Here is a 24,551-nt window from a genome sequence, read left to right as displayed (position 1 = left end):
ATTAACAGCACGTGAACGAGGCTTCGGAGGGGACAGTGGGGGGCTTCTTGATGATCACCCGGACTTCTCCCGCCCGCGGCGACCAGCCCGGTCTCACCCGAGCAGCACGTCGGCGGCGCCCATCCGCGCCGTTCTCCCGCGGGTGTCGCCGGCCGAGCTGATCTCGAAGGCGGAACCGCCATTCCCCACCTGTTTGGCCCCGGGTGCACCCGGGGAGCCCCCACAGTCTGCGACAAAGGAGAGACCATGACCGCGCACACCGAAGAAAAGAGCATCCAGGAGCTTGAGCGCACCTGGATGGACGAGGCCATCGGCCTCGCCACCAACAGCGTGCACAACGGTGGTGGTCCCTTCGGCGCATTGATCGCCAAGGACGGCGAAATCATTGCGATCGGGAACAACAACGTCACTTCGCACCTGGACCCGACGGCGCACGGCGAGGTCACCGCGATCCGCGCCGCGTGCCAGGCGCTGGGCTCCTTCTCGCTCGAAGGCTGCGTCCTGGTCACCTCGTGCGAGCCGTGCCCGATGTGTCTGTCCTCCGCGCTGTGGGCGCGAGTCGACCGGATCATCTTCGCCGCTGACCGGGATGACGCCGCGGTGGCCGGTTTTGACGACCGCAAGTTCTACGACCTGCTCGAAAAGCGGCCCGCGGAGCTGTGGCCGATGGAGATCGAGCGAGTGGACATGCCGAACCGCACGGCGCCGTTCGAGGCGTGGCTCGCCAAGTCCGACCGCATCGACTACTGAAAATCCGGTCCACCGCCCTGTCCCCGGCCCACGAGTGTGGCCAGGACAGGGCGAGTTCGTTCTTCAGCGGGGATGTCCACCGCCCGGCGAAGCCGGCGGCAGACGTGCAGGGCTTCACGGACTGACAGGACTTCGGCGGCCAGCCGAAAAAGGTGCCCCCGTGTGTGTGCGTTCACTCGCACACACGCGGGGGCACTTTTGTCGATCCCGGCGGACGGTCAGTCGTCCTCGGCCTCGAAGGTGCGCAGCAGGTCGGCGGCGACGCTCACGGCGATCGTCGCGGGTTCCTTGCCGGTGATGTCGGCGAGCCCGATCGGGGTCTTGATCCGGTCGATGGTGGCCTCGTCATGACCGCCCTCGGTGGCGAGCCGCTTGCGGAACCTCACCCACTTGGCCGCCGAGCCGATCAGCCCGATGGAGCCGAGGTGGGGCGTGCGCAAGGCGGCGTCGCACAGAGCGGCGTCCTCGGCGTGGTCATGGGTCATGATCAGGACGTGGGTACCGCGCGGCAGCTCCTCCAGCACCTCCTCGGGCAGCAGGGGCGTGTGGTGCACGTGCACCTGCGCCACCGAGTCCGACAGCACGTCGAGCCGCTCCTTGGAAAGCATGTCGGAGCGGGTGTCGATCAGATGGAGGTCGAGATCCTGACGTGCGAGGATGCGCGCCAGTTCCAGCCCGACGTGACCGACGCCGAACACTGCCACCGCCCTCACCACCGGCAGGGGTTCGAGCAGCACCGAGACCGTGCCGCCGCAGCACTGGACGCCGTGCTGGTTCGTCACCTTGTCGTTCAGGGCGAAATCGATCAGCTCCGGCTCGGCCTTGGACGTGGCGATCATCTCCCTGGAGCGGTCGATCGCAACGGCCTCCACGTTGCCGCCGCCGACCGAGCCCCAGGTCTCACTCCGCCCCACCACCAGTTTCGCACCGGCGTCGCGCGGGGCGTGGCCGCGCACGGTCGCGACGGTCACCAGCACGCCGCACTCCCGGCGTGCCCGCAACCGCGCGACCGCAGCGACCCACGTCATGTCAGGCACCGCTCAACGCGGTGGCGTCGGCGCGGACCCTGCCGTCGGCAGCATGACCGTTGGCGGCCTGACCGTTGACGGCGTGACCGTTGGCAGAGCCGTTGACGGCAGATCCCTCGCGCGCGTCACCGCTGCGGGAGGCATCAGCCTGGCGGGCCGCCTCGATCGCCCAGTACACGGCCTCCGGCGTCGCGGGCGCGGCCAGCTCGACGCTGACCCCGCTCGGACCGAACGCGGCAGCGGCCTGACGCAGCGCTTCGCGCACGCAGAACGCGAGCATCAGGGGAGGCTCACCCACGGCCTTGGACCCGAACACCGCGCCCTCTTCGTGGGCGTTCTCCATCAGCGTGACGTTGAACTCCTCGGGCATCTCCGAGAAGCTCGGCAGCTTGTACGTGCTCGCGGCCTGGGTCAGCAGCCGGCCGCGGTTCGGGCCGTCACTGGCGTCCCAGCGCATGTCCTCAAGCGTCAGCCAGCCCGCGCCCTGCACGAAACCGCCTTCGACCTGACCGATGTCGATCATCGGGGACAGGCTGTCGCCGACGTCGTGCACGATGTCCACGCGGCGGATGCGGTACTTGCCGGTGAAGCCGTCCACCTCGACCTCGGCCGCGGCCGCGCCGTACGAGAAGTACTTGAACGGCGAGCCCCGGAAGGTCTTCGCGTCCCAGTGCAGACCCTCGGTCCGGTAGTAACCGGACGCCGACAGCTGGACCCGCTGGAAGTACGCGGTGCGCACCAGGTCGTCCCAGGCCAGCTCCTTGTCGCTGCCGAGGGTGCGTGCAACGCCCTCGACGATGCGCACGTCCGAGGCGTTCGAACCCAGCTGGCTGGCGGCCACCTGCAGCAGCCGCGCGCGCAGCTGCTCGCAGGCGTTCTTCACGGCGCCACCGTTGAGGTCCGCCCCGGAACTGGCGGCGGTGGCGGAGGTGTTGGGCACCTTGTCGGTCCGCGTGGGGGCCAGCCGCACCTTGTGCAGCGGGATACCCAGCGTGGTCGCGGCGACCTGCAGCATCTTGGTGTGCAGGCCCTGGCCCATCTCGGTGCCGCCGTGGTTGATCAGGACGGAGCCGTCCTTGTAGATCAGCACGAGCGCGCCGGCCTGGTTGAAGGCCGTGAGGTTGAACGAGATGCCGAACTTGATGCCGGTGATCGCGAGCGCCCGCTTGGTGTGCGGGTGCGCGGCGTTGAACGCCGCGATCTCGCGCTTGCGGTCGGCGATGCCGCCGTTGTTCTCGACCTGCTCCCAGACCGCGGCGATCCGTTCCGCCTGGGGGACCGGCTGGCCGTACGGCGTCGACTGACCGAGACCCGGCTGGTAGAAGTTGCGCTTGCGCAACTCCATCGGGTCCAGGCCGAGCAGCGGCGCGACGCGGCCGAGGATGTCCTCGATCACCAGCATGCCCTGGGGTCCACCGAAGCCGCGGAAGGCCGTGTTGGAGACCTTGTTGGTCTTGGCGATGCGACCGGCGACCCGCGCGTTGGGGATCCAGTACGTGTTGTCGATGTGGCACAGCGCACGCGCGCACACCGGCTCGGACAGGTCCAGGCTCCAGCCGCCGTCCGCGGTCAGCGTGGCGTCCAGCGCCTGGATGCGGCCGTCGGCGTCGAAGCCGATCTTCCACTCGGCGTGGAACCCGTGCCGCTTGCCGGACATCGTCAGGTCCTGGGTGCGGTTGAGCCGCACCCGGACCGGACGGCCGGTCAGCTTGGCGCCGAGGGCGGCGATGGCCGCGAAGCCGTGCGGCTGCATCTCCTTGCCGCCGAAGCCGCCGCCCATCCGCAGGCACTGCACGGTCACCTCGTGGCTGTGCAGACCGAGGACGTGCGCGACGATTTCCTGGGTCTCCGAGGGGTGCTGGGTGCTGCTCTGGATGAACACCTGCTCGGCCTCGTCGATGTAGGCCAGCGCGGCGTGGGTCTCCAGGTAGAAGTGCTCCTGGTCGGAGAACTGGAACTCGCCGGTGAACACGTGCGCGGAGTCGGCGAAGCCGGCGTCGATGTCGCCGGTCTCCATCACGGGCCGGGCGCCGTGGAAGCTCTCGGCCGCGATCGCCTCCTTCAGCGTGATCAGGGAGGGCAGTTCGTCGAGTTCCACCTCGACGGCCGCCGCACCGAGCCGGGCCGCCTCCAGGGTCTCGCCGAGCACCCAGGCGACCGCGTGGCCGTGGAACATGACCTCGTCGGGGAACAGGGGCTCGTCGTGCTTCATGCCGGCGTCGTTGACGCCGGGCACGTCGGCGACGGTGAGCACGCGCACCACGCCGGGCACGGCGAGCGCGGGCTCGGTACGCAGGGCGGTGATCTTGCCCCGGGTCTTCATGACCTGGACCGGGTAGGCGTGCAGCGTGTCCTTGGTGCGGTACACCAGGTCGTCGGTGTAGAGCGCGGTACCGGTGACGTGCAGGACCGCACTCTCGTGCGGCATGGGGACGCCGACTACGGGCTTCTCGGGACGCTCGGACAAATGGCTCATGACGACACCGCCTCGGTGGTTTGCGCGTGCAGCTTCAGCAGGCTCTGGCCGAGCATCGCGGAACGGTAGATGGCGCTGGCGCGGTGATCGCTCATCGGCGTGCCCTCGCCCCGCAGCACCCGGGCCGCCGCCTCGACGGTCTCCGCCGACCACGGCTTGCCCTCCAGGGCCGCCTCGGTGGCGAGTGCGCGGATCGGGGTGGCGGCGACGCCGCCCAGACCGATGCGTGCCTTGCGGACGATCCCGTCCTCGATGTCGAGTGCGAAACCGATCGCCACGCTGGAGATGTCGTCGAAGCGGCGCTTGGCGATCTTGTGGAAGGCCGTGACCGGCGACAGCGGCAGCGGGATGCGCACCGCGCGGATCAGCTCGTCGGGACGGCGCACGCTCTGGCGGTAGCCGGTGAAGTACTCGGCCAGCGGGACCACGCGCTCGCCGTCGGCGTCGGCGAGCACCAACGACGCCTCCAGCGCGAGCAGCACCGGCGGGCTGTCACCGATGGGGGATCCGGTACCCAGGTTGCCGCCGAGGGTGCCGCTGTTGCGGATGAGGCGGGAGGCGAACTGCGGGAACAGCTCGGCCAGCAGGGGGACGTCGCCGTCGAGGCGGCGTTCGATCTCGGTGAGCGTCACCGCCGCCCCGATCTCGATGTGGTCGGCTTCGACGCGCAGCTCCCGGAGTTCGGGCAGCCGGTCGATGGCGACCACGCACTCGGCCCGGCGGGAGCGGATGTTCACCTCGACGCCGTAGTCGGTGGAGCCGGCGACCACTACCGCGTCGGGCCGCTCGCGCAGCAGCTGCAGCGTTTCGGCCAGGGTTTCCTTGCGCAGGAACGTCGCGCCGTCCTGGGTGTACTCGGTGGCGACCGGTGCCGGCGGGGCCTGCTCGCGACGCTGCGCCAGCGGGTCCTCGTCGGTGGGCTCACCGACGGCGTACGCCGCGTCGCGGATCGGGCGGTAGCCGGTGCAGCGGCACAGGTTCCCGCTCAGCGAGTGCAGGTCGAACCCGTTCGGACCGTGCTCGTGGTCGGTGCTGTCGTTCGTTTCCGCGTCCGCGTCCGCGTGCGCGCAGCGGTCGGGCCGGTAGTACTCGGCGGCCATGCTGCAGATGAATCCGGGCGTGCAGTACCCGCACTGGGAGCCGCCCCGGACCGCCATCTCCTCCTGCACCGGGTGCAGGGTGGCCGGCCCGCCGGATTCGCCGACGGTGGCCAGACCCTCGGAGGTGATGACCTCCTGACCGTCGAGCGCCGCGGCCGGGACCAGGCAGGCGTTGACCGCCACCCAGTCGGTGGGCTTGTTCACGCCGGGGCGTGCCACCAGGACGGAGCAGGCACCGCACTCACCTTCGGCGCAGCCCTCCTTGGTTCCCGTGAGGCCGCGCTCGCGCAGGAAATCCAGCGCCGTGGTGTGGGGTGCGGCCGGAGAAATCGGGGTTTCTTTCCCGTTGACCGTGATACGCGCCGCTACCATGGCACGTCCTCATTTCGGCACGCGATCGATCGGACTATCTTAGTAGCCATTTCTGAGCTTTCTACTTCGGTGGCGCAGCTCTAGAACCCGGAGCGCAACAAATCAGCACGCGACGACGTGCCAAGCGGTGATGGAGACGCAAAGATGCCCGGGGCCCGAAAAAAGGGCACGCCGGGAAGGGGACTGCTCAGCAGCCGTGTGCTACACGGCCCGGAGCCCAGGCGATCTTGTGAGCGAGGCGAAGCAGCTCGGAGATGGTCGACATCCGACTTCGCCTCCTTCTGATAGCTCACGAGTCGTTGCTGTCGAATTTACGTCGCCGTAGTACATCGGTCAAGCCATTGTCGGGTCGATTCCATGAAAGCCGGCCCCTTCCTGCGGCAGGGCTTCGTACGCGAAACCAGTGGGCCCGGCACACGTGTGTGTGCCGGGCCCCATGGCCTGCGCGGTTCAGTCCAGGTGGTGAGTGTCGTTGAGCGCCCGCACCGTGGCGGTGCCGTCCCCCTCGTACGTCACCGTCGACAGGGAGGCCGCCGCCACCTCCATGCGGAACAGGGTGTGAGGAGGAGCCTGCAGGGCGAGGCGGAGCAAGGTCCTGAGGGGGCCGACGTGGGAGACGACCAGGACCGTGGCGCCGGCGTGCCGGGCCAGGAGGCCGTCCCGTACGGCGCCCGCCCGGCGGGCGACCTGCTGCATGGTCTCGCCGCCGCCCGAGGGTGGCGCCTCGGGCGAGGCGAGCCACGCGTTCAGGTCGTCCGGGTGGCGTTCGCGGACTTCGGCGAAGGTCAGGCCCTCCCAGGCGCCGAAGTCGGCTTCGCGCAGATCCCGGTCCACCCGCACGCCCAGGCCGAGGCGCTCGGTCACGGCCCGGGCCGTCTCCTGGCAGCGCCGCATCGGTGAAGTGACGACCGCCTCGATGTCGCCGCGCCGGGCGAGGGCGTCTGCCACGGTCCGGGCCTGGTGGCGTCCGGCCGGGGAGAGTCCCGGGTCGGACCCCCCGCTGCCGGAGAGCCGCCGCTGCGGGGTGAGCAGGGTCTCGCCGTGCCGCAGCAGTACGAGCGTCGTCACGTCACTCACTTGGCGGTCTTGGCGAAGTGGTCCCGTACGGCGTCGGTCTGCTGCTCCATGACGTCGATGATCGCCTCGACCACGTTCAGGTCGGCGTCCTCGGCGATCTCCAGGGTCCGCGACCAGTCGAAGAAGCTGCGGTCCGGTTCGTTGGTGATGGGCAGCACGCGGATGGTGGCCTCGTAGTTCGCGACTCCGCTGGTGGGGGCGATGGCCCGGTAGGACTGGGTCTTGTTGATCTCGTCGCGGGCCGCGATCTCCTGCTGGACGAGGCGGCCGTTGAGCGTGAGCCTGAAGTCGTAACGGGCCGGGACCGTGTCCACCGAGGCTCCGTCCACCCACGTGACGTCCGTGTGGATGTCCAGGTCGCCCGGGGAGACGATCTCCAGGATCTGCATGGCGTCGCGGACGGTCGCCCACACGGTGTCCGGGTCGGCCTCCAGGACGGTGGAGTGGTACATGGTGTGCTTGCGCTGGATCGGCACGGAGTGCTCCTTCTTCTACTGGTTGACGAGGTCGCTCTTGGCGACGAGGTGGTTCCCGAGGACCAGGTAGTCGATCTCGGTCCCCATGAAGCAGTTCAGGGCGTCGGTGGGAGTGCAGACGATCGGCTCCCCGGCGACGTTGAACGAGGTGTTGATCAGGCAGGGCGTGTCGGTGAGTTCGATGAACTTCCGCAGCAGTGCGGTGAGCCGGGGGGTCCCCTCGTCCGTCAGGGTCTGGATGCGGGAGGTGCCGTCCACGTGTACGGCGCCGGGGATGCGGTCCTTGTACTCGTCGCGGACGGGGAAGACGAACGTCATGTACGGGGAGCTGGTCTTGCGCCCCATGTCGAAGATCTTCGGCGCCTGCTCCTCTAGGACGAGAGGAGCGAACGGGCGGAACGGTTCGCGGTGCTTGACCCGGGTGTTGATGATGTCCTTGATGTCGCTGAAACCGGGGTTGGCGATGATGCTGCGGTGCCCCAGCGCGCGCGGCCCGTGCTCGACGCGGCCCTCGAACCAGCCGATGACGACCTTCTCCGTCAGCAGCTTCGCCACGTGCTCGATGACCTCGTCGTCGTCCAGGCGCGAGACCGTGACGCGGCCGGCGAAACCCGCGAGGGCCTCCTCGATCGCGGCGTCGTCGTAGGACGGCCCCAGATAGGGGGTGACGGGTGCGGCGGCGGCACGGATGCTCGCGGGATCGGTGCCGGGGTGGTTCAGCCAGGCGTGGGCCGCGGCTCCGATGGTGATTCCGGTGTCGGAGGCACCGAAGCTGACCTGCATGTCCTCGAAGCGGGAGCCCTCGAACAGCGGCGTGTTGTTCAGGCAGTTCAGGGCGACGCCGCCTTCGAACAGCAGCCGGTCCAGGTCCGTCCTGTTCTCCAGGTGGCGGACCTGGTGCGCGGTGGCGACGTTCAGCATCTGCTGCGCGGCGGCGGCGACGCGGGCCTTGTATTCGAGGGTGTCTTCGAAGGGTCCGAAGTACTCCTCGAACAGGGCGTCGTGACTGTGCAGGTCGTCGGTCTGGAGGCGCTTGGTGAAGGTGTAGCGCCCGTCGTCGTGCAGCGTCAGGAGGTGGTCGAGGAACGGGTTCGGGGTCGGCGGGTCGGTGTATCCGGCCAGGCCCATCACCTTGTACTCGTCGTTGTTCGGGACGAAGCCGAGGAAGCGGGTGATGGAGGAGAACAGGGTGCCGATGGAGTACTCGGCACCGCTGACGGAGTCTTCGAACACGGTGATCCGGCCGTCGCGGATCTCGCCCGTCAAGGTCGAGAAGCGTTCGGCGCGGCCGTCGCTGACGAGGAACGCGGAGTCCTTCATGCCGGCCAGGTAGTAGCCGGTCGTGGCGTGGGCCAGGTGGTGGGGGACGAAGCGGACCTTGGCCGGGTCGGGGCGGTGTCCGGTGCGGGCCTCGAAGTCCGCGAGGATCGCCTCGTGGCTGACGACCTGGTCGAACAGGTCGGAGATGTTGCCCATGAGTTCGGTCTTCGCGGCCTGCGGTACCGGCGAGGAGCGGATCCCGTCCAGGATCTCGCCCAGGACCCGGGTGGACCAGTCCCAAGGGAAGGCGAACAGGTCGACGTCGTCGAACGTGATCCCGGCTTCCCCCAGACACCAGTCGATCGCGTTCGCCGGGAAGTCGGTGGTCTTCTTCTCCCGGTTGAGGCGCTCCTCCTCCACCGCGGCGACCAGGCGGCCGTCCACCAGGAGTGCGGCGGCGGCGTCGTGGCCCAAGAGGTAGTGCTTGTTGATGCCGGTCGCGCCGAGGCGTGCGGAGAAGAACTCCGACACCCGGCTGAAACCATTACATCCCAGTACAATCACGACATTCCTTCCCGATATGGGGCTACTTGGCGATCAGCAGGTCGCGGAGCTCTTCGCCGGCGGCGGGTGCCTGGCACAGGCCCGCGCCGGTGAATCCGGCCGCGTACAGGAAGCGGCGGGTGGGGTGTTCGCCGATGAAGGCGGTGTTGCCGGGACTGGCGTCGAAGTCGCCGGACCAGGCCCGGTGCAGGCCGATGCCGTCCAGGGCGGGGAACAGGGTGCCGAGGTGGCCGGAGATGCGGCCGAGCCATTCCTCACGCGCCTCGCCGGCTTTGGGCATGCCCATCGCGAGGAGGATGCGGTCCTTCCACGAGCGGATCCGCAGACCCGACGTGGCGTGCATCGTCATGGGCATCTCGCGGTGCGGGGCGGGCGCAACGTCGGTGAACAGCATCTCGATCGTGTGGGGCGCCAGCGGCAGGTCGACCGACGCCATGGATGCCACCTCGCCGGACCAGGGGCCGGCCGTGCACACGACGCCGTCGGCCTTGATGCTGCCGCGCGGGGTGTGGATGGTGTTGTCGTCATCGATGCGTGTGACGGGTGTGTGGGTGAACAGGCGGGCGCCGTGGTTGCGGGCACCGGCGGCGTAGCCGCGGACGATGTCGAGACCGTCCACGTGGTACGCCTCGGGGGACCAGGCGGCGGCCAGGACGGCGCCTTCGTCGATCAGCGGGTTGAGCCCCGCCGCTTCGCGGGCACTGATCAGGCCGACCTGGACGCCGACGGCCTCCTGTGCCTCACGGGTGGCCTCGAATGCGGCGATCTGCTGCTCGTCGGTGAACAGCACCATGAACCCGAGCCGCCTCAGGGCGAGGGGGGCCTTGGTGTGGCGGGCGAAGTCGTGGTAGGCGTTCAGGCTGCGCACGGCCAGTCGCCCGGTGTCGGGGTCGCCGGGGAAGTAGGTGCGGACCATGCCCGCGGTGTGCGCGGACGACCCGCCGCCGAGGCTTCCGCGTTCCAGCAGCACGGTGTCCACGCCGGCTTCGGCGAGGTGGTAGGCGGCAGAGGTTCCGATCACTCCCCCGCCGATGACGACGGCTTCGGCGCGGGCGGGAAGGGCGCTCGATGTCTTCTCGGCTGCGGGCACGGCTACGCGACTCCCGCGGCGACCTGCTGGCGCAGGTGGTCCCCGGTCCCCCACGGGTACAGCTGGAGGTTCCAGCCGCCGAGGCAGTTGATGTAGAGGGCCATCTGGCTGGTGACGGCGTAGAAGTCGCCGCGGTCGAGGCTGTCGAGTACGTCGAGGAACCGCTGGGTGAAGGCCCACAGCTTCTCCAGGCCGCAGTAGCCCAGGAACTCGGCGGGGACGCCGACCAGGAGGCGGGTCATGTGGACGAGGGAGGCCATGGGCATGTCCTGTACGGCGGCGCGTACGAGTCCGCCGTAGGCCGCGTAACCCAGGGGGCGGGTCTCGCCGTTCACGAACAGCAGGGTGGGAAGGACGGTGCCGAAGTTGCCCGCCTGGGACGGGATGACGCCCTGGTGGAGGCCTTCCAGCTCGACGGGCGGTGCGAGCCAGATCTTCTCGGTCTCGGTGAGGATGTCCGCGATCAGCCGGGCGGCGTCCGCGTTGGTGGCGCGGAGCATCGGGATGCGGTGACCGCCCTGTTCGCCCGCGCGGCGGACTTCGGCGAGGATCTGCTTCTTGGTGGAGTAGACGGCGTCCCAGATCGCGGCCCCGGCTTCTCGCAGGGCGGGCATGTCCGCCTCACGGATCTGGCCGACGGGGGTGGCGGGCATCGGCTCGGTCAGGGTGCCGTACTTGATGCCCAGGTGCTGCAGACCGGAGCAGAACACGGTGCCGTCGGGGGCCTCGCGCCGGTCGGCGATACGGGTGGCGTGGGGGGTGTGCAGCAGGGTGGGTATCGGCGCCACGTGGTAGAGGTGTTCTCCCGCGATGAGGGCGTGTCCCTGGAGGCTCTGGTAGGGCAGGGACTCCCACAGGGCGTCGGCGAGCGCCGGGTTCCGGTCGTCAAGATCGGCGGTGACGGTGATTCCCAAGTCGGGCCAGGAGATCTCGATCTGACGTTCAGACAGCTTCTCGGACATGACTTTTCCCCGTTCGTCGGTTCGTCTTGCCCGAGGAGTACATCGTCAACTGGCTGGTTCGAGGCAGGCGTTGAATACATGAAGCTTGATCATCCTGAGATGTATGTTCATACGAGAATGAGGCAGTCCGCATAGGAAGCCGCAGCTCAGGCGGCCTTCGGAGCGCGACGACGCGGGTTCTCGAATGGCGGACACGGCCGGCCCGGGGGCGTCGCGTCGGCCGCGCCCGCGCGTGAGGGTGGCGGAGAACGGCCCGGCGAGCGCCAGGATCTCAGCCTACGGACCGGCCATCGCGACCCGGCCGAAGACGGCCGGCATCCTCGCCCTCGCCGCGGTCGCGCCGACCTCCGTTTCGGCCACCGCGACCACGGCGGCCACGTCGGGCACCACCGCGCGCACCACCGCGGCGGCCGGCTGCAACGGGCGAGCACCCGAGCGGGCGCGGTCACGTACGGCCCTGCCGGAAGGTGCCGGGACTCGGACTCGGCCCCTTCCCCCGCCTACGCCCTTGATCAGGAGCGACCACATCGACGACGGGTGCTCGGACCATGCACGTCGGCGGCCGGGCCCGGGCCGGTGAGGACCAGCCCGGGCGCTGGGGGTGTCACCAGGTGATGACGACTGCTCCGTCACCGCCCTTGGCGCCTGCGACGCCCTTGGTGCCCGCGAGTCCGGCCCTTCCGTCCAGGCCGATCCACTTCTCGCCCTTGGCGTTGCCGACGTTGGGGACCCATTCGCCGCCCTGGCCGCCGTCACCGCCTGCGTGGCCGTACGATCCGGGTCCGCCGTTCCCGCCGGCTCCGTAGGTCATGCCGTTCGCCGCGGCCGGGGCGCCGCCTGGGCCGAAGGCGCCGAAGTGACCGCCCTGTCCGTGCTTTCCGGGCCGGCTCACGCCTCCCTTTTCATTGTGGTCGCCGTTGGTCCCGTTGCCGCCGGGCAGTCCGGCGCCGCCTGGCTGCCCGGGCTTGCCGTCGACCACGGTGACCTTTTTCCCGTACTTGCCGCAGGGCCCTGCCGAGGGGGAGTTGCCTCCGACACCGGTTCCGCCCGCGCCCCCCTCGCTGACGCCGGCGCCACCCTTGCCACCGGCCCCGCCCGCGACGGTGCCGTTGTAGCCGCCTCCACCGCCCGAGCCGGGGCTGCCGGGCCGCCCCGCCTCACCGCCGATCCCTCCCGGCGCGCCCGCGACCGACTCCAGGAACTTGTTGTCCGCGTCACGGACGTCGATGCCCGAGCCCGAGGCGCGGCCTCCGGCATGCCCCGGGCCGCCTGCCGTGCCACCAGCCCCGTCGGTCCCACCGCCGAACGTGCTGTCCCCGCCCTTCCCGTACGCACCCTCCGCCCCGCCGGATCCGCCCACGCCTCCTGCCGCGCCGCCCCCGACAGTGATCCGCAGCTTCCCCCGTTCCCGCCACCGCCGCCACCGCCCGCACCTGCGGTTCCACCGCCCCCGCCGCCGCCCCCGCCGGCCCCCCAGGAGTACACAGTGGGTTCACGAACTCCCTGCGGCACCGCCCAATCCCACTGTCCCGGCTGCTCCCACCGCTTGGTGTGCTGCACGCTGCGGACATCCGCGGGTTGCGCCTGAACGGCCTGAGTACCGCTCACCACGGCCGCGCTGACGAGGACAGCCACTCCGAGCATATTTTGATCATGACTGCACAACGACCGGGGACCTCGCACGTCACCTCAGCGCGCAAGAGAGCGACCGCAACTCCGCGACGGCGTCGACGGCGTCGAGGCCTATGAGGTCGGCGAGTTCGCACGGCAGTCGGAGGTCTCCGGCTCTCCCGCCCGCTCTCCGTGAAGGACATGGGCCGGCACCTCGGCGCCGCGGACCACGCGCGGTCCCGGCCGGTTGAAGTACGCGGGCCCGTCCAGGACCCACACCTCCCCCTCCGGCACGGCGGGCAGTTCGCCCCAGGCCGGGAGGACGCTCAGCAGGTCCCGCTCGCGCAGGGTCCGTTCGGGCCGGAAGCCGCAGGGCAGCACCAGGAGGACGTCCGGGCGAGCTGCGCGTACCGCCTCGCACGTGATCGGCCCGGTGTGCTCACCGGGTGCGGCCGGCGGCGGTTCCCCACCCGCGCAGGCGGTCTGTTCCGGCACCCGGTGGCCGGCGGGCCACAACGGGTCGAACCATTCGATGGCGACCACCCGGGGCCGGGCCCGTCCCCGGGTGAGCCGGCGGACCGCATCGAGCCGGCCGCGCAGCCCGGTGCGCCGCTGCTCGGCCCGCTCTCGCACCCCGAGCAGTTGCCCGACGGTGACCAGGCAGTCCAGGACGTCATCCAGGGTTTTCGGCACCAGGCTCAGCACACGGGTTGCCGCGTCCATGACGCGCACGGCCCGCGAGACGCTTTCGTAGAACACCGCGCAGACGTCGCACAGGTCCTGGGTCTGCCGAGTCCGTCCGCCTCGAACTCGGCACGGGTGACGACGGGTACGGAGGCGACCGCCGCCGGAAGCAGGGAGACGATGCGCATGGATCGACCGTAGCCACCCGCACGTCGGCTCCGGACGCACGAAAGGCCGCCCTCTCATGGATGAGAGAACGGCCTCCGACCTGCATGAAGCAAAGTCGGGACGACAGGATTTGAACCTGCGACCCCTTGACCCCCAGTCAAGTGCGCTACCAAGCTGCGCCACGTCCCGAGCCCCGCTGACCTGGGGTTTCCCCTGGCCGAACCGGCAGGGAAACAATACCGCACTTCGCGGGGTGGCCGCGCGCACATTCCCCCTGCCGGGTCATCTGACGGACGGGGCCCGCCGCGGCTTGACCTCAAGTGGGCTTGAGGTTGCACGGTAGGTGCATGACGCAAACACACGCGGACACGGAGCTCCGCTACGAGGACCTGGGCCGGCTCATGGCGCTCATGACCGGCGCCGAGAAGCACGGGCCCGCCGCCACCTCCACGCTCGACGTGCTGTGGGTGCTGTACGACCGGGTGCTCCGGGTCGGGCCCGGGACCGCGCAGGACCCGGGGCGCGACCGGTTCCTGCTGTCCAAGGGACACGGTCCGATGGCGTACTACGCCGTGCTCGCCGCCAAGGGGTTCTTCCCCGTGGAGTGGCTGGGCGGCTTCGGCGGGTTCGACTCCCCGCTCGGGCACCACCCCGACCGCACCTTGATCCCCGGAGTCGAGATCGGCAGCGGCTCCCTCGGACACGGCCTGCCGCTGGCGGTAGGGACCGCGCTGGGCCTGCGCGCGCAGGGGCTGGACGACCCGGCGGTGTGGGTGCTGATCGGGGACGCGGAGCTGGACGAGGGAAGCAACCACGAGGCGCTCGCCTACGCCGGTTCGGCCGGGCTGGAGCGCCTGCACACCGTCGTGATCGACAACGACTCGGCGACCCACGGCTGGCCCGGCGGGATCGCCTCCCGCTTCGAGGCCGCCGGGTGGTCGGCGACCACCGTGGACGGCCGGGACCACGCCGCTCTGCACGCCGCCTTCACGGCGCCGCACCCGGGCCGGCCGCACGCCGTCGTGGCCCGCGTCGAGAAGAAGTTCTGAGACCACAAGCAAAGGGGATGGGGAGAAATGGACACCATGCGGGAGCGGTTCATCACGGTCACGTCGAAGATGCTCGACGAGGACCCCCGGCTGGCCCTCGTACTCGCCGAGATCACCATGGACGGGTTCCGCCCCGCCCTGCGGCGCCACCCGGACCGGGTGATCAACGTGGGCATCCGGGAGCAGCTCCTCGTCGGAGTGGGCGGCGGACTGGCCCTGACCGGACTGCGGCCGATCATGCACACCTTCGCCAGCTTCCTGGTGGAACGGCCGTTCGAGCAGGTCAAGCTGGACTTCGGGCACCAGGACACGGGCGGCGTCCTCGTCAGCGCGAGCGCCAGCTACGACTGGCCGGCCGGCGGTTTCACCCACATGGCACCCGGCGACGTGGCCCTCCTCGACACCCTCGACGGCTGGACCGTGCACGTGCCGGGCCACCCCGACGAGGCGGAGGCGCTGCTGCGCGACGCGTACGCCGCCGGGGACGACAAGGTGTACGTCCGCCTCAGCGAGCAGACGAACGCCGAGCCGCGTCCCGTCACCGGGCCGGGCCTGCACACCGTGCGGGAGGGGCGCGCGGGGGTGGTGCTGGCGGTCGGCCCGCTGCTGGACAACGTCCTCGCCGCTACGGAGGGCATGGACGTGACCGTGCTGTACGCGACGACCGTGCGGCCGTTCGACGACGCGGCACTGCGCGCCGCCGTCGGCCGGGGCGCGTCGGCCGACGTGGTCCTGGTCGAGCCGTACCTCGCCGGTACGTCCACGGCCGCGGCGAACGACGCCCTCGGCGACGTCCCGCACCGGGTGCTCGGGCTCGGCGTCGGCCGCGCCGAACTGCGGCGCTACGGCACCATCGCCGAGCACACCGCCGCCCACGGCCTGGACGCCCGCTCGCTCAGGGAGCGGATCTCCGCCTTCCTGCGCCCTGGGGCGGCCTGAACCGCGGGGCGGGCCCGGCCCGGGGACTCAGTCCCGCCCGTCCTCCCGCTCCCGCAGCAGCCCCGCCAGCTCCGCCGCGAGCGCCTTCACCGTCCCCAGCCCCTCCGTCCCCCAGCGCCGCGGCGCCACGTCCACCGCGCACACCGTCCCGAGGACGGCGCCCCGCCGGTCCGTCAGCGGGGCCCCCACGTAGGAGCGCACCCCGCTCTCGTCCACGACGGCGTTGCCCGCGAAGCGCGCGAAGTCCCGTACGTCCTCCAGGACCAGCGCCCGCCGCCGGACCACCACGTGGGGGCAGTACCCGTGGTCGCGGGCCAGTACTCGGGCCGGGTAGCCGCTCGGCGGGGCGTCGGGGCGGTGGTGGAGACCGGCGAAGAACTGCCGTTCCTCACCGATGAAGTTGACCCCCGCGTACGGGGCGTCCAGGGTATGCGCGATCCGCCGCGCGAAGGCGTCGAGTTCCGCGTCGGGCCGCTCCCCGAGGCCCAGTTCGCGCAGCCGGACCGCGCGGGCGGGCGCCTCCCGGTCCACCGGGGTGAGCAGCAGGTGGCCGGTCGATTCGTAGTACGTCATGACGGTTCCCCCGTTCCTCCTAGGTGGCCAGCTCCGCCGCTTTCGCGGACCTGGCGTTGAACAGCAGGTGGTGGACGAGGGCGGCCAGCGCCCCCGTGCCGGAGCTGGTCAGCCGTGCGTCACACCGCACGACGGGGACGTCCGGTCCGAGCCCCACCGCCTCCCGGACCTCCCCGGGCGTGTAGCGGTGGCAGCCGTCGAACTCGTTGACGGCGACGATGAATCCGATGCCGCGCCGCTCGAAGAAGTCCACGGCCGGGAAGCAGTCCGCGAGGCGGCGCGTGTCGGCGAGGACCACCGCCCCCAGCGCGCCCGCGCACAGCTCCTCCCAGAGGAACCAGAAGCGCTGCTGCCCGGGCGTGCCGAAGAGGTACAGGACGTGGCCGCCGTCGAGGGTGATCCGCCCGAAGTCCAGCGCGACGGTGGTCGTGGTCTTCGCCTGCACCCCCTCCAGCGCGTCGGCGCTCTCGCCGAGGTGGCTGAGCCGCTCCTCCGTGCACAGCGGTTCGATCTCGCTCACCGCGCCCACGAACGTCGTCTTCCCCGCCCCGAACCCGCCCGCGACCAGGATCTTGAGGGTCGCGGGCAGGCCCCGGTCGTCACAGCCTTCGGCGTAGGCCATCGAGCACCGCCCGCAGCAGGTCGAGGTCGTCGGCGGCCGGCGAGTCACCGCCCGGGAACCTCGGCGCCCGTGCCTCCACGGCCCCGTGTTCCATCAGGTCGGACAGCAGCACCTTCACCACCCCCGTCGGGAGCCGCAGCTGACCGGCCACCTCGGCGACCGTCACCGCCGCCGCGCCCGCGCACAGGCGCAGCGCGAGGGTGTGTTCCGCGCCGAGCGGCGCGCGCGGGCGCACGCCCGTCGCCGTCACCACCGAGAGCAGGTCGAGCGCGACGGCCGGCCGGGTGCGGCCGCCGCTCGCGGTGTAGGGCCGCATGACCCGGCCTGCCGTGTCGTCCAGCCAGGGGACGGTCTCCCGCCGCGTGCCGGACCCGTACGCCCCCCGCGCCGCGGCCCTCATCGACCGGGGTCGGCGACGGGCCGACGCGGCGGTGCCGCCAGGTAGGGTCGTACGCTCTTCACCAGCATGGCCATCTCGTAGCCCAGCACCCCGGCGTCGGCCTCGCGGTCCGCGAGCACGGCCAGGCAGGTGCCGGACCCGGCCGCCGATACGAAGAGCAGTGCCGAGTCGAGTTCCACCACCACCTGCCGGACCTCCGCGCCGTCCGCGAACCGGGATCCGGCACTGCGGCCGAGCGAGTACAGGCCCGAGGCCAGTGCCGCCAGGTGGTCGGCGCTGTCGGCGTCCAGGCCGTACACGCAGCTGACGAGGCCGTCCGCCGTGAGCAGCACCGCGCTGCGCGTGTACGGCACGCGTTGGACCAGGCCGCCGAGCAGCCAGCCGAGATCCGAGAGCCGGTTCGTCCGGGTCGCCACTTCGCCGCTCATGAGGGCGCTCCTTGCTGGGGTGGGGGGTGGGGGTGGGGAAGGGAGAGGACCGGGGGCCCGGCGCCGGGCGGCGTCATGGCGGGGGCTCCGACCCGGCCCTTTCGAAGCCGCGCCGGAAGGCCGCCATGAGGCCGGGATCGTGTACGGGAGGCTCGGCCTCCGGGGCCGGACGCGGGGCGGGGGCCTCGCGCAACTCGGGCACGAGGTGCTCCTGTGCGCGGCGGCGGGGCAGCGTGGGCCGGTCGGGATCCACCCGCGCGGCGGGCACGGTCACGGCCGCCGGCACCAGTCCTGCGGCGGCGAAGCCGGTACCGCCGTCGAAGCCGGCTCCGGGGTCGGGACGGTCCGAGGCAGGCCCTGCACCGGTGTGTGGGCCCGCACCGAGGGCGGCTGCGATGCCGGGGCCCGTTCCGAAGGCAGCTCCGGTGTGTGCACCCGCACCGAGGGCAGCTCCGGGGCCGGGGCCCCCGTCCAAGGCAGGCCCTGCTCCGGTGTGTGCGCCCGCCCCCAGGGCGGCTCCGCTTCCGGAGCCCGCGTCCAGGGCGGGGCCCTCGTCGGAGCCCGGGGCGACATCGGGTCCGGGCCCGGGGCCCGGGTCGGACACGGCGTACGGGACCGGCTCGGCGACCGGCTCCGTACGCGGCCGCGGCACCGGCTCCGCCCACGACGGCACCGTCAGGCCCGCGCCCGCCGGCTCGGGACGGCGCGGCGCGGGGGGCACGCGTACCGGCTCCAGCGGAGGCATCGCCGCCCCCACCCCGGTCCCCCACGACGTGGCCGTCGAACCGCCCTGCGCGTCGGCGGCGCCCGGCGGCTGCGCGCCCAGCAGTTCGTGCGGCAGTACGAGCACCGCCCGCACGCCGCCGTAGATGTTGGACTTGAGCTCGACGGCGATCCCGTGCCTGCGCGCCAGCGCCGACACCACGAACAGGCCGATCCGCCCGTCTGCCAGCAGGTGCCGCACGTTGACCTGGTCGGGATCGCCCAACAGGGCGTTCATCCGGTGCTGTTCCTCGGCCGGCATGCCCAGCCCCCGGTCCTCCACCTCGACCGCGATCCCGGAGGTGACGCGTTCGGCGCGCACCACCACGTCGGTGTCGGGGGCGGAGAAGACGGTGGCGTTCTCGATGAGCTCGGCCAGCAGGTGCACGACGTCGGCGACGGCGTGCCCGCGCACGGTGCCGCCCGCCGGCGGCACCACCTTGACCCGTGTGTACTGCTCGACCTCCGCGACGGAGGACCGCAGCACCTCGCTCAGGTCGATGGGCCGGGTCCACTGCCGCCGGGAGACGGCGCCGCCGAGCACGGCGAGGTTCTCGGCGTGGCGCCGGATCCGGGTGGCCAAGTGGTCGACGTGGAAGAGCTCTTTCAGCAGGTCCGGGTCCTCGACCGTGTCTTCGAGCCCGTCCAGCAGGGAGATCTCGCGGTGCACGAGGGACTGGAGTCGGCGCGCCAGGTTGACGAAGACCTCGACCTTGCGGTCGCTGTCGGTCGGGGCGGCCTGTCCGGCCAGCCGTACGAGCACGTGGTGCGCCTGCTCACGGGCGCCGCGCAGCTCCTGCGCGAGCAGCCAGAACTCGTCCACGCCGGCGGGGTCGGTGCCCGCCGGCGGGCCGCTCGGACCGCCGCGCACCGGACGGGGCGGGGTCTCGCCCCGCTCCAGCCGGTCGGCGACCGCCCGCAGTTCCTGGCGGCCGCGCAGGCTGGAGCGGCGCAGGGACTCGCACCGCTCGCGTACGGCCTTCGCCGCGCGCTGGCCCCCGAGCAGCGCCGCGGCGAGCGCTCCGACCGCGAGCAGCCCGCAGCCGGTGAGTACGGGCCACAGCCGGGGGTCCCGGGTGCCCTCACCGCCACCGAGTTGCAGGGTGAAGATCACGGCGGCGGCGCCGCTGAGCCCGGCGGCGAGCGTGGGCAGGACGGCGGCCCGGACCAGCTGGGGGCGTAACTGCCGGCCGGGGCCGGTGGCGGCGTGTCTCGACGGGGCGTGGCGGGCGGCGCGGTATCCGGACATCGGGGTCCTCGGTACGTGGGGCTTCCGGGCCCCCGGTACGGCCAAGGCCCGGTGTTGATCACCGGATACCCACGCTAGACCGCACAGTCCCACCTCAGGCCGCCAGTTGGGCAACTTCGCCGGGGTCTTACCGCCTGGGAAGGAGCGCTCGTACGGCCGCCCGAATCCACCGCCGGCGCCGTGCGGTCACCGGCGGCGGCGCGGGGTCGTCACGAGCCCACCGACTCCGGCTCCTCGTGGGGCAGCGCCGGCTTCGGCGTGGCGGAGGCCGGACGGACGGCGGGCGCCGTCACGGAGGCGGCGTTCGCGACGAAGGGCCGCCACCACGGCTCGGCCGGCGCGTCGGCGGCTCCCGGTTCGAAGGGCTGTCCCGGTACCGGCAGGGCGATCGCCGCTCCGGCCGCCTCCGCCGCCGCGAGGGTGCCCTCGCCGGGCTCGTCCCACGGGTGCGGGGCGAGGTTGAAGGTGCCCCAGTGGATCGGCAGCATCGTGCCGTGCGGGATGCCGCCCTGGAGGTCGAGGTGGGCGCGCATGCCTTCCTCGGGGGTCATGTGGATGTCGGGCCAGTACTCGGAGTACGCGCCGATCTGGATCATCGTGGCGTCGAACGGGCCGTGCGCGGCGCCGATCTCCCGGAAGCCCGGGAAGTAGCCCGTGTCACCGCTGTGGTAGATCCGGTGCTCGTCGCCCTCGACGACCCAGGACGCCCACAGGGTGAACTGCTGGTTGCGCAGCCCGCGCCCGCAGAAGTGCCGCGCGGGGGTGGCGGTGAGGGAGAGCCCGGCGACCTTGGTGCTCTCGTTCCAGTCCAGCTCGCGCAGCCGCTCCGCGGGGACGCCCCAGCGCTCCAGGTGGGCGCCGACGCCGAGCGGGACGGCGAAGACCGTGTCCGTGCCGGCGAGCGCCTTGATCGTCGGGAGGTCGAGGTGGTCGTAGTGGTCGTGCGAGATCACCACGACGTCGACCTCCCCGAGCGAGGCGAGGGGTACCGGCACGGGGTGCAGCCGCTTGGGCCCGGCGAAGGGGAAGGGGGAACACCGCTCACCCCAGACCGGGTCGAACAGGACCCGGCGCCCGTCGATCTCGGCGAGGACGCTGGAGTGCCCCATCCACGTCAGACGGAGTCCGCTCGCCGGCGGCTTGGCGAGCTCCGCCAGGGTCGTCGGGTACACCGGGATGGGCGCACCCGGGCTGCGCCGCAGGCGCTGCTCCTTGTGGAAGTAGATCTTGGCGAACTCCGCCATGGAACCGGAAGGCCTGGTCCGCGCCCCCACCGGGTTCTGGAAGACTCCGTCGGCGAAGTTCGGCGAGCACAGGATCCGCTCCAGCCGGGCACCGGACGGGTCCGCGCCGAAGGCTTCGGGCCGCAGGGCGCGCAGCCGGGGACGCAGGGGACGGGAGCCGGACAAGGCGCCTCCTGTGAGGATGGGGGCAGGACGGTCGTAGGTGTCTACGACCATCCCAACGCACACCGGCCCCCAGGGATTCCGCTTGCGGCCCCCGGCGTGTCGCGGGGTCCCCGCGCGATCCCCTCCTGCGCGGCCGCTCAGCGGCCCCGGCGCCGCCCCCGGCCCGATCCCCCCAGCCGAGCCGGCAGCAGCGTCCCCAGCCCCAGCCCCGGCAGTCCTACAACGGCAGCAGGTCCGGCCGCTTCGCCTCGACGTGGTCCCCGGAGGACTCGCCGCGCAGCCGCCGCCCGATCCAGGGCACCAGGTGCTCGCGCGCCCACTGGATGTTGTCCCGCGTCACGTCCACCGAGCCGCGCGGCCGCTCCGGCGGCCACGGCTGGTCGGGGTCGGCGGGTACGTCGAGGCCGAGCACCTGGGCGGCGCGCAGCGCGACCCGGGTGTGTCCTTCGGGTGAGAGGTGCAGCCGGTCGGTGTCCCAGGCCCGCCGGTCCTGCACGGACTTGAGCGACCAGAGGTCGAGCACCGGGCAGTCGTACCGGTCGGCGATGGCGCGCACGTGTGCGCTGTACGTCGCCACCTTGCCCCGCAGGTGCTTGAGGACCGGTACTCCCCGGGTGTCGAACCCGGTCGTGATCATGACCTGGCCGACCGAGCCGGCGAGGTCGGCCACGGCCGCCTCGAAGCGTTCGGCCACGTCGTCCGGGTCGGTCCCCGGACGGATGATGTCGTTGCCCCCCGCGCAGAAGGTGACGAGGTCGGGCGCGAGGGCCTTGGCCCTCGGGACCTGCTCGGCCACGATCTGGTCGAGTACCTTCCCCCGGACGGCCAGGTTCGCGTACCGGAAATCGTGTTCTTCCCGCTGATCGGCCAGGAGCACGGCCAGCCGGTCCGCCCAGCCGAGGTACGAATCCCCGGGTCCCGGGTCCCCTACGCCCTCGGTGAAGCTGTCCCCGATCGCCGCGTACGAACCGATGGTCTTGAGTGTCGTCTTCGTCGCTGCCACAGCACCACATCCTTCACCCCCGCGGCCGACCTACGCCAACGTAATGAGGGTTTGACGGACCGTGATCTACGCCACGATGCACATGAGGAATAAGAAACGCGTGAGGCCGGAACCCCCTTTCGGGGCCCCGGCCTCACGCGTCGGCGCGTTCCTGTACCGCGGTGCCGCGGTGCGTCAGATGCTGACGCCCTTCGAGCGCAGGTACGCGAGCGGGTCGATGTCCGAGCCGTAGGACGGACCGGTGCGGACCTCGAAGTGGAGGTGCGGGCCGGTCACGTTGCCGGTGGCGCCGGAGAGCCCGATCTGCTGGCCGGCCGTGACGCTCTGGCCGACCGAGACGGACAGCTGGGAGAGGTGGCCGTACTGGGAGTACTTGCCGTCGGCGTGCCGGATCACGACCTCGTTGCCGTACGCACCGCCCCAGCCCGCCGTGACCACGGTGCCGGCGCCGACCGCCTTGACGGTGGTGCCGGTGCTCGCGATGAAGTCGACGCCTGTGTGGTAACCGGAGGACCACATGCTGCCCGCCAGCTTGTACGGGGTGGAGATCCCGCCGCTGACCGGGGCGACGAATCCGGACGCCGTCACCGCGCCGGTGGAGGAGCCGGAGCCCTGCGCGGACGGGGCCTCGGGCCGCACGGCCGCGGAACCGCTGCCGGAGCCCGCCTCGGAGGGCGCCTGAGCCTCGCCGGAGGAGCGGTCGGAGGCATCCGGAGCCGAAGCCGTGCCCGCGGCCCGGGGGGCCGGCTTGGCGTGGGTCCGGTCCCCGTGACCGCCGAGCGTCAGCCGCAGGCCCGGGTGGATCAGGGAGGGATCGGCGCCGACCGCCTCGCGGTTGTCGGCGTAGAGCCGCTCCCAGCCGCCGGAGACGTGGCGCTCGGCGGCGATCTTCGACAGGTAGTCGCCGGGGACGACGGTGTAGACGGCGGGGGCGGTGGCCGCGGCCGCGGCGGGTGCCGCCTGCACGGACACCGGGTGCTGCGGGGCCTGGACGGGCAGCGTGGTGTGGGCGGCGGCGGGGGCGGCGTGGGCGCCGGCGGCGCCCATCAGCGGCAGCGCGAGCGCCGCGCCGCCGGTACCGGCGGCGGCCAGTCCGCGGGGTATGGCACGGGACTTCGGTCGGCGGTGCTTGCCTTGTGCGGGCATGACGAATTCCTCTCCGTCGCCTGCGAGGTGAGCTGTCGGGTTCGGACTGGAGATGTCCGGTCGTACGCACAGCAGCGATGTACGACTTCACCCCGAGCCGTTCCGGCGGGAAGATCCGGAACAGCGGCTTACCTGGTTCCCCCGCTCCTGCCGCGCGCGTGAATAGTCGGGTGCGGTTCCCGGGCGGCGGCAGGATTCGGCGGTCCACCCGGATCGATCGCGAAGGTAATCCAGTGGGGCAGTACACAACAAGCCATGAATTCCCTGACGGAATAGCAGGTACGGGGAACCGGCTGAATTCCCGTCACCCTGCGTCCATTCCGCTCCCTCAACGACCGTTACGGTGAGGGAATTCGCGTTCCGCGATCAGGCACGCACCGTCACCGTATGATCTGGCTCACGGCGTCCGGCGCGATCTCGCCCCCGGATATGGCAAGTTGGCTTCAACCGGCTCAATTCGGACAGCGCGACAGGACCCGGCCGCCTGCGCCCACCACCCCGGCCGCGACGGCCCACGACGATGCGGAGGACCCGTCCCGTGACCCAGCAGATAGCCACGAACCCGCCCACGGGGCCCGAACTGTCCGGAGTGCGCAATTTCCGTGACGTGGGTGGACTGCCGACCACCGACGGACGGAGGGTCAGGCCGGGACTTCTCTTCCGAAGCGGACATCTGGCACATGCCACCGAAAACGATGTGGAATTCCTGACCTCGCTCGGTCTGCACACCGTTTTCGACTTCCGCAACGGCGCCGATCACGCACTGGAAGGCCCGGACGTCGATCTGCCCGGCGTCCGGAACGTGAACATTCCCCTGACGGATCCGGCGGACGGCCGGGAGTTCTGGAAAATGGTCCGCGACGGCGATCTCGGGCAGCTCCGGGGCCTCTTGGGCGAGGGAAGGGCCGCCGCCCGGATGCAGAACTCGTACCGGACGATCATCAGGGACCGGACGACGGAGCACAGCCGCGTCGTCCACGCGCTCGCCGAGGACAGCGTCCCGGCCCTGATGCACTGCGCGGCGGGCAAGGACCGGGCCGGGCTGTCGATCGCCGTCACCCTGCTCGCCCTCGGGGTCGAGCGCGAGGCGATCGTGGCGGACTACCTGGAGTCGAACGCCCCGCACAACCGCTACCGGGTGCGCCGCGGCGACGACTCCCCCGGGGCCCGCTCCCCCGAGGTGATGGAGCTGCTGGCCCCGCTCTTCGACGCCCGCGCCGAGTTCCTGGCCACGGCCTTCGAGACGATCGACGCCACGTGGGGCGGGGTGGGGCCCTACCTCGCCGAGGGGCTCGGGCTCGCGCCCGCGACCCTCGGCCGGCTGAGGGACCGGCTGCTCGACTGACCGGTCCC

General features: G+C 71.6%; 23 protein-coding genes, 1 tRNA gene and 1 riboswitch. Of the genes, 4 read left to right on the top strand and 20 right to left on the bottom strand.

From position 1 onward, the window contains the following. Window positions 1–246: 246 nt before the first annotated feature. Window positions 247–750 (top strand): nucleoside deaminase, encoded by a 504-nt coding sequence (locus tag ACIA6C_RS22285; protein WP_366080521.1) that lies wholly within the window; start codon window positions 247–249, stop codon window positions 748–750. A 218-nt stretch (window positions 751–968) separates the two neighbouring features. Here the strand turns inward: ACIA6C_RS22285 and xdhC are convergent, their stop codons facing one another. The 12 genes from xdhC to ACIA6C_RS22225 form a co-directional block, all read right to left on the bottom strand. Further along, window positions 969–1,778 carry a xanthine dehydrogenase accessory protein XdhC gene (gene xdhC / locus ACIA6C_RS22280; RefSeq protein WP_366082842.1) on the bottom strand — a complete coding sequence of 270 codons (810 nt, stop codon included), beginning with the start codon at window positions 1,776–1,778 and terminating at the stop codon, window positions 969–971. A 1-nt stretch (window position 1,779) separates the two neighbouring features. Continuing rightward, complete coding sequence (gene xdhB / locus ACIA6C_RS22275) at window positions 1,780–4,254, bottom strand: xanthine dehydrogenase molybdopterin binding subunit (RefSeq protein WP_366082841.1); 2,475 nt, start codon at window positions 4,252–4,254, stop codon at window positions 1,780–1,782. After that, window positions 4,251–5,726 (bottom strand): xanthine dehydrogenase small subunit, encoded by a 1,476-nt coding sequence (locus tag ACIA6C_RS22270; RefSeq protein ID WP_399278217.1) that lies wholly within the window; start codon window positions 5,724–5,726, stop codon window positions 4,251–4,253. Before ACIA6C_RS22270 ends, xdhB begins: the two co-directional genes overlap by 4 nt. A 450-nt stretch (window positions 5,727–6,176) precedes the next feature. Further along, entirely contained in the window at window positions 6,177–6,803 is a 627-nt protein-coding gene (locus ACIA6C_RS22265) for a histidine phosphatase family protein (RefSeq protein ID WP_399278215.1), read from the bottom strand. After that, entirely contained in the window at window positions 6,800–7,279 is a 480-nt protein-coding gene (locus ACIA6C_RS22260; RefSeq protein ID WP_361132588.1) for an SRPBCC family protein, read from the bottom strand. The genes ACIA6C_RS22265 and ACIA6C_RS22260 overlap by 4 nt, the downstream gene beginning before the upstream one ends. A 15-nt stretch (window positions 7,280–7,294) precedes the next feature. Further along, a complete protein-coding gene (locus ACIA6C_RS22255; RefSeq protein WP_399278212.1) occupies window positions 7,295–9,103 on the bottom strand; it encodes a carbamoyltransferase in 1,809 nt (602 codons plus the stop codon). A 22-nt stretch (window positions 9,104–9,125) separates the two neighbouring features. Further along, the gene (locus ACIA6C_RS22250; RefSeq protein ID WP_399278210.1) at window positions 9,126–10,193 is read right to left on the bottom strand and encodes an NAD(P)/FAD-dependent oxidoreductase; all 1,068 of its coding nucleotides are present in this window, start codon (window positions 10,191–10,193) and stop codon (window positions 9,126–9,128) included. 2 nt (window positions 10,194–10,195) lie between these two features. Next, a complete protein-coding gene (locus tag ACIA6C_RS22245) occupies window positions 10,196–11,155 on the bottom strand; it encodes a hypothetical protein (protein WP_399278208.1) in 960 nt (319 codons plus the stop codon). A gap of 276 nt (window positions 11,156–11,431) precedes the next feature. Continuing rightward, window positions 11,432–11,575, bottom strand: a complete 144-nt coding sequence (locus ACIA6C_RS22240; RefSeq protein WP_399278206.1) for a hypothetical protein — start codon at window positions 11,573–11,575, stop codon at window positions 11,432–11,434. 184 nt (window positions 11,576–11,759) lie between these two features. Beyond that, a complete protein-coding gene (locus ACIA6C_RS22235) occupies window positions 11,760–12,515 on the bottom strand; it encodes a hypothetical protein (RefSeq protein WP_399278204.1) in 756 nt (251 codons plus the stop codon). 383 nt (window positions 12,516–12,898) lie between these two features. Continuing rightward, window positions 12,899–13,489 carry an ABC transporter substrate-binding protein gene (locus ACIA6C_RS22230; protein WP_399278202.1) on the bottom strand — a complete coding sequence of 197 codons (591 nt, stop codon included), beginning with the start codon at window positions 13,487–13,489 and terminating at the stop codon, window positions 12,899–12,901. A 244-nt stretch (window positions 13,490–13,733) separates the two neighbouring features. Then, window positions 13,734–13,807, bottom strand: a tRNA-Pro gene (locus ACIA6C_RS22225). A gap of 158 nt (window positions 13,808–13,965) precedes the next feature. On the opposite strand from ACIA6C_RS22225, the gene ACIA6C_RS22220 reads away from it, so the two are divergent. Further along, entirely contained in the window at window positions 13,966–14,667 is a 702-nt protein-coding gene (locus ACIA6C_RS22220) for a transketolase (RefSeq protein WP_399278200.1), read from the top strand. Window positions 14,668–14,694: 27 nt separating this feature from the next. After that, the gene (locus ACIA6C_RS22215; protein WP_399278198.1) at window positions 14,695–15,606 is read left to right on the top strand and encodes a transketolase family protein; all 912 of its coding nucleotides are present in this window, start codon (window positions 14,695–14,697) and stop codon (window positions 15,604–15,606) included. A 27-nt stretch (window positions 15,607–15,633) separates the two neighbouring features. Here the strand turns inward: ACIA6C_RS22215 and ACIA6C_RS22210 are convergent, their stop codons facing one another. From ACIA6C_RS22210 to ACIA6C_RS22175, 8 genes are all read right to left on the bottom strand, one after another. Then, window positions 15,634–16,179 (bottom strand): GAF domain-containing protein, encoded by a 546-nt coding sequence (locus ACIA6C_RS22210; protein ID WP_399278196.1) that lies wholly within the window; start codon window positions 16,177–16,179, stop codon window positions 15,634–15,636. Window positions 16,180–16,198: 19 nt separating this feature from the next. Further along, window positions 16,199–16,801 carry a GTP-binding protein gene (locus tag ACIA6C_RS22205; protein WP_399278194.1) on the bottom strand — a complete coding sequence of 201 codons (603 nt, stop codon included), beginning with the start codon at window positions 16,799–16,801 and terminating at the stop codon, window positions 16,199–16,201. Then, a complete protein-coding gene (locus ACIA6C_RS22200; RefSeq protein WP_399278192.1) occupies window positions 16,779–17,117 on the bottom strand; it encodes a DUF742 domain-containing protein in 339 nt (112 codons plus the stop codon). The genes ACIA6C_RS22205 and ACIA6C_RS22200 overlap by 23 nt, the downstream gene beginning before the upstream one ends. An 80-nt stretch (window positions 17,118–17,197) precedes the next feature. Then, window positions 17,198–17,629, bottom strand: a complete 432-nt coding sequence (locus tag ACIA6C_RS22195; protein WP_399278190.1) for a roadblock/LC7 domain-containing protein — start codon at window positions 17,627–17,629, stop codon at window positions 17,198–17,200. 73 nt (window positions 17,630–17,702) lie between these two features. Continuing rightward, a complete protein-coding gene (locus ACIA6C_RS22190) occupies window positions 17,703–19,640 on the bottom strand; it encodes a sensor histidine kinase (RefSeq protein WP_399278188.1) in 1,938 nt (645 codons plus the stop codon). Between the two features lie 209 nt (window positions 19,641–19,849). After that, the gene (locus tag ACIA6C_RS22185; protein WP_399278186.1) at window positions 19,850–21,049 is read right to left on the bottom strand and encodes an MBL fold metallo-hydrolase; all 1,200 of its coding nucleotides are present in this window, start codon (window positions 21,047–21,049) and stop codon (window positions 19,850–19,852) included. Between the two features lie 217 nt (window positions 21,050–21,266). After that, the gene (locus tag ACIA6C_RS22180) at window positions 21,267–22,052 is read right to left on the bottom strand and encodes an SGNH/GDSL hydrolase family protein (RefSeq protein ID WP_366083456.1); all 786 of its coding nucleotides are present in this window, start codon (window positions 22,050–22,052) and stop codon (window positions 21,267–21,269) included. A gap of 174 nt (window positions 22,053–22,226) precedes the next feature. Beyond that, window positions 22,227–23,198 carry a LysM peptidoglycan-binding domain-containing M23 family metallopeptidase gene (locus ACIA6C_RS22175; protein WP_361132673.1) on the bottom strand — a complete coding sequence of 324 codons (972 nt, stop codon included), beginning with the start codon at window positions 23,196–23,198 and terminating at the stop codon, window positions 22,227–22,229. Window positions 23,199–23,202: 4 nt separating this feature from the next. Beyond that, window positions 23,203–23,410: riboswitch (cyclic di-AMP (ydaO/yuaA leader) on the bottom strand. A 326-nt stretch (window positions 23,411–23,736) separates the two neighbouring features. Here ACIA6C_RS22175 and ACIA6C_RS22170 point away from each other — a divergent pair. Beyond that, entirely contained in the window at window positions 23,737–24,543 is an 807-nt protein-coding gene (locus ACIA6C_RS22170; protein WP_399278183.1) for a tyrosine-protein phosphatase, read from the top strand. Window positions 24,544–24,551: the final 8 nt, after the last annotated feature.

The sequence above is a fragment of the Streptomyces sp. NPDC051578 genome, assembly GCF_044454045.1.
Taxonomy (GTDB): domain Bacteria; phylum Actinomycetota; class Actinomycetes; order Streptomycetales; family Streptomycetaceae; genus Streptomyces.
The sequence above is the reverse complement of the archived record's forward strand: the minus strand, read 5'-3'. Positions and strand labels throughout refer to the sequence as shown.

Excerpts from the sequence above, each read along its gene's own strand:
- ACIA6C_RS22285 (WP_366080521.1), top strand. The coding sequence starts at position 247 with ATGACCGCGCACACCGAAGAAAAGAGCATCCAGGAGCTTGAGCGCACC.
- xdhC (WP_366082842.1), bottom strand. The coding sequence starts at position 1,778 with ATGACGTGGGTCGCTGCGGTCGCGCGGTTGCGGGCACGCCGGGAGTGC.
- xdhB (WP_366082841.1), bottom strand. The coding sequence starts at position 4,254 with ATGAGCCATTTGTCCGAGCGTCCCGAGAAGCCCGTAGTCGGCGTCCCC.
- ACIA6C_RS22270 (WP_399278217.1), bottom strand. The coding sequence starts at position 5,726 with ATGGTAGCGGCGCGTATCACGGTCAACGGGAAAGAAACCCCGATTTCT.
- ACIA6C_RS22245 (WP_399278208.1), bottom strand. The coding sequence starts at position 11,155 with ATGTCCGAGAAGCTGTCTGAACGTCAGATCGAGATCTCCTGGCCCGAC.
- ACIA6C_RS22230 (WP_399278202.1), bottom strand. The coding sequence starts at position 13,489 with ATGGACGCGGCAACCCGTGTGCTGAGCCTGGTGCCGAAAACCCTGGAT.
- ACIA6C_RS22220 (WP_399278200.1), top strand. The coding sequence starts at position 13,966 with ATGACGCAAACACACGCGGACACGGAGCTCCGCTACGAGGACCTGGGC.
- ACIA6C_RS22215 (WP_399278198.1), top strand. The coding sequence starts at position 14,695 with ATGGACACCATGCGGGAGCGGTTCATCACGGTCACGTCGAAGATGCTC.
- ACIA6C_RS22210 (WP_399278196.1), bottom strand. The coding sequence starts at position 16,179 with ATGACGTACTACGAATCGACCGGCCACCTGCTGCTCACCCCGGTGGAC.
- ACIA6C_RS22205 (WP_399278194.1), bottom strand. The coding sequence starts at position 16,801 with ATGGCCTACGCCGAAGGCTGTGACGACCGGGGCCTGCCCGCGACCCTC.
- ACIA6C_RS22200 (WP_399278192.1), bottom strand. The coding sequence starts at position 17,117 with ATGCGGCCCTACACCGCGAGCGGCGGCCGCACCCGGCCGGCCGTCGCG.
- ACIA6C_RS22195 (WP_399278190.1), bottom strand. The coding sequence starts at position 17,629 with ATGAGCGGCGAAGTGGCGACCCGGACGAACCGGCTCTCGGATCTCGGC.
- ACIA6C_RS22190 (WP_399278188.1), bottom strand. The coding sequence starts at position 19,640 with ATGTCCGGATACCGCGCCGCCCGCCACGCCCCGTCGAGACACGCCGCC.
- ACIA6C_RS22175 (WP_361132673.1), bottom strand. The coding sequence starts at position 23,198 with ATGCCCGCACAAGGCAAGCACCGCCGACCGAAGTCCCGTGCCATACCC.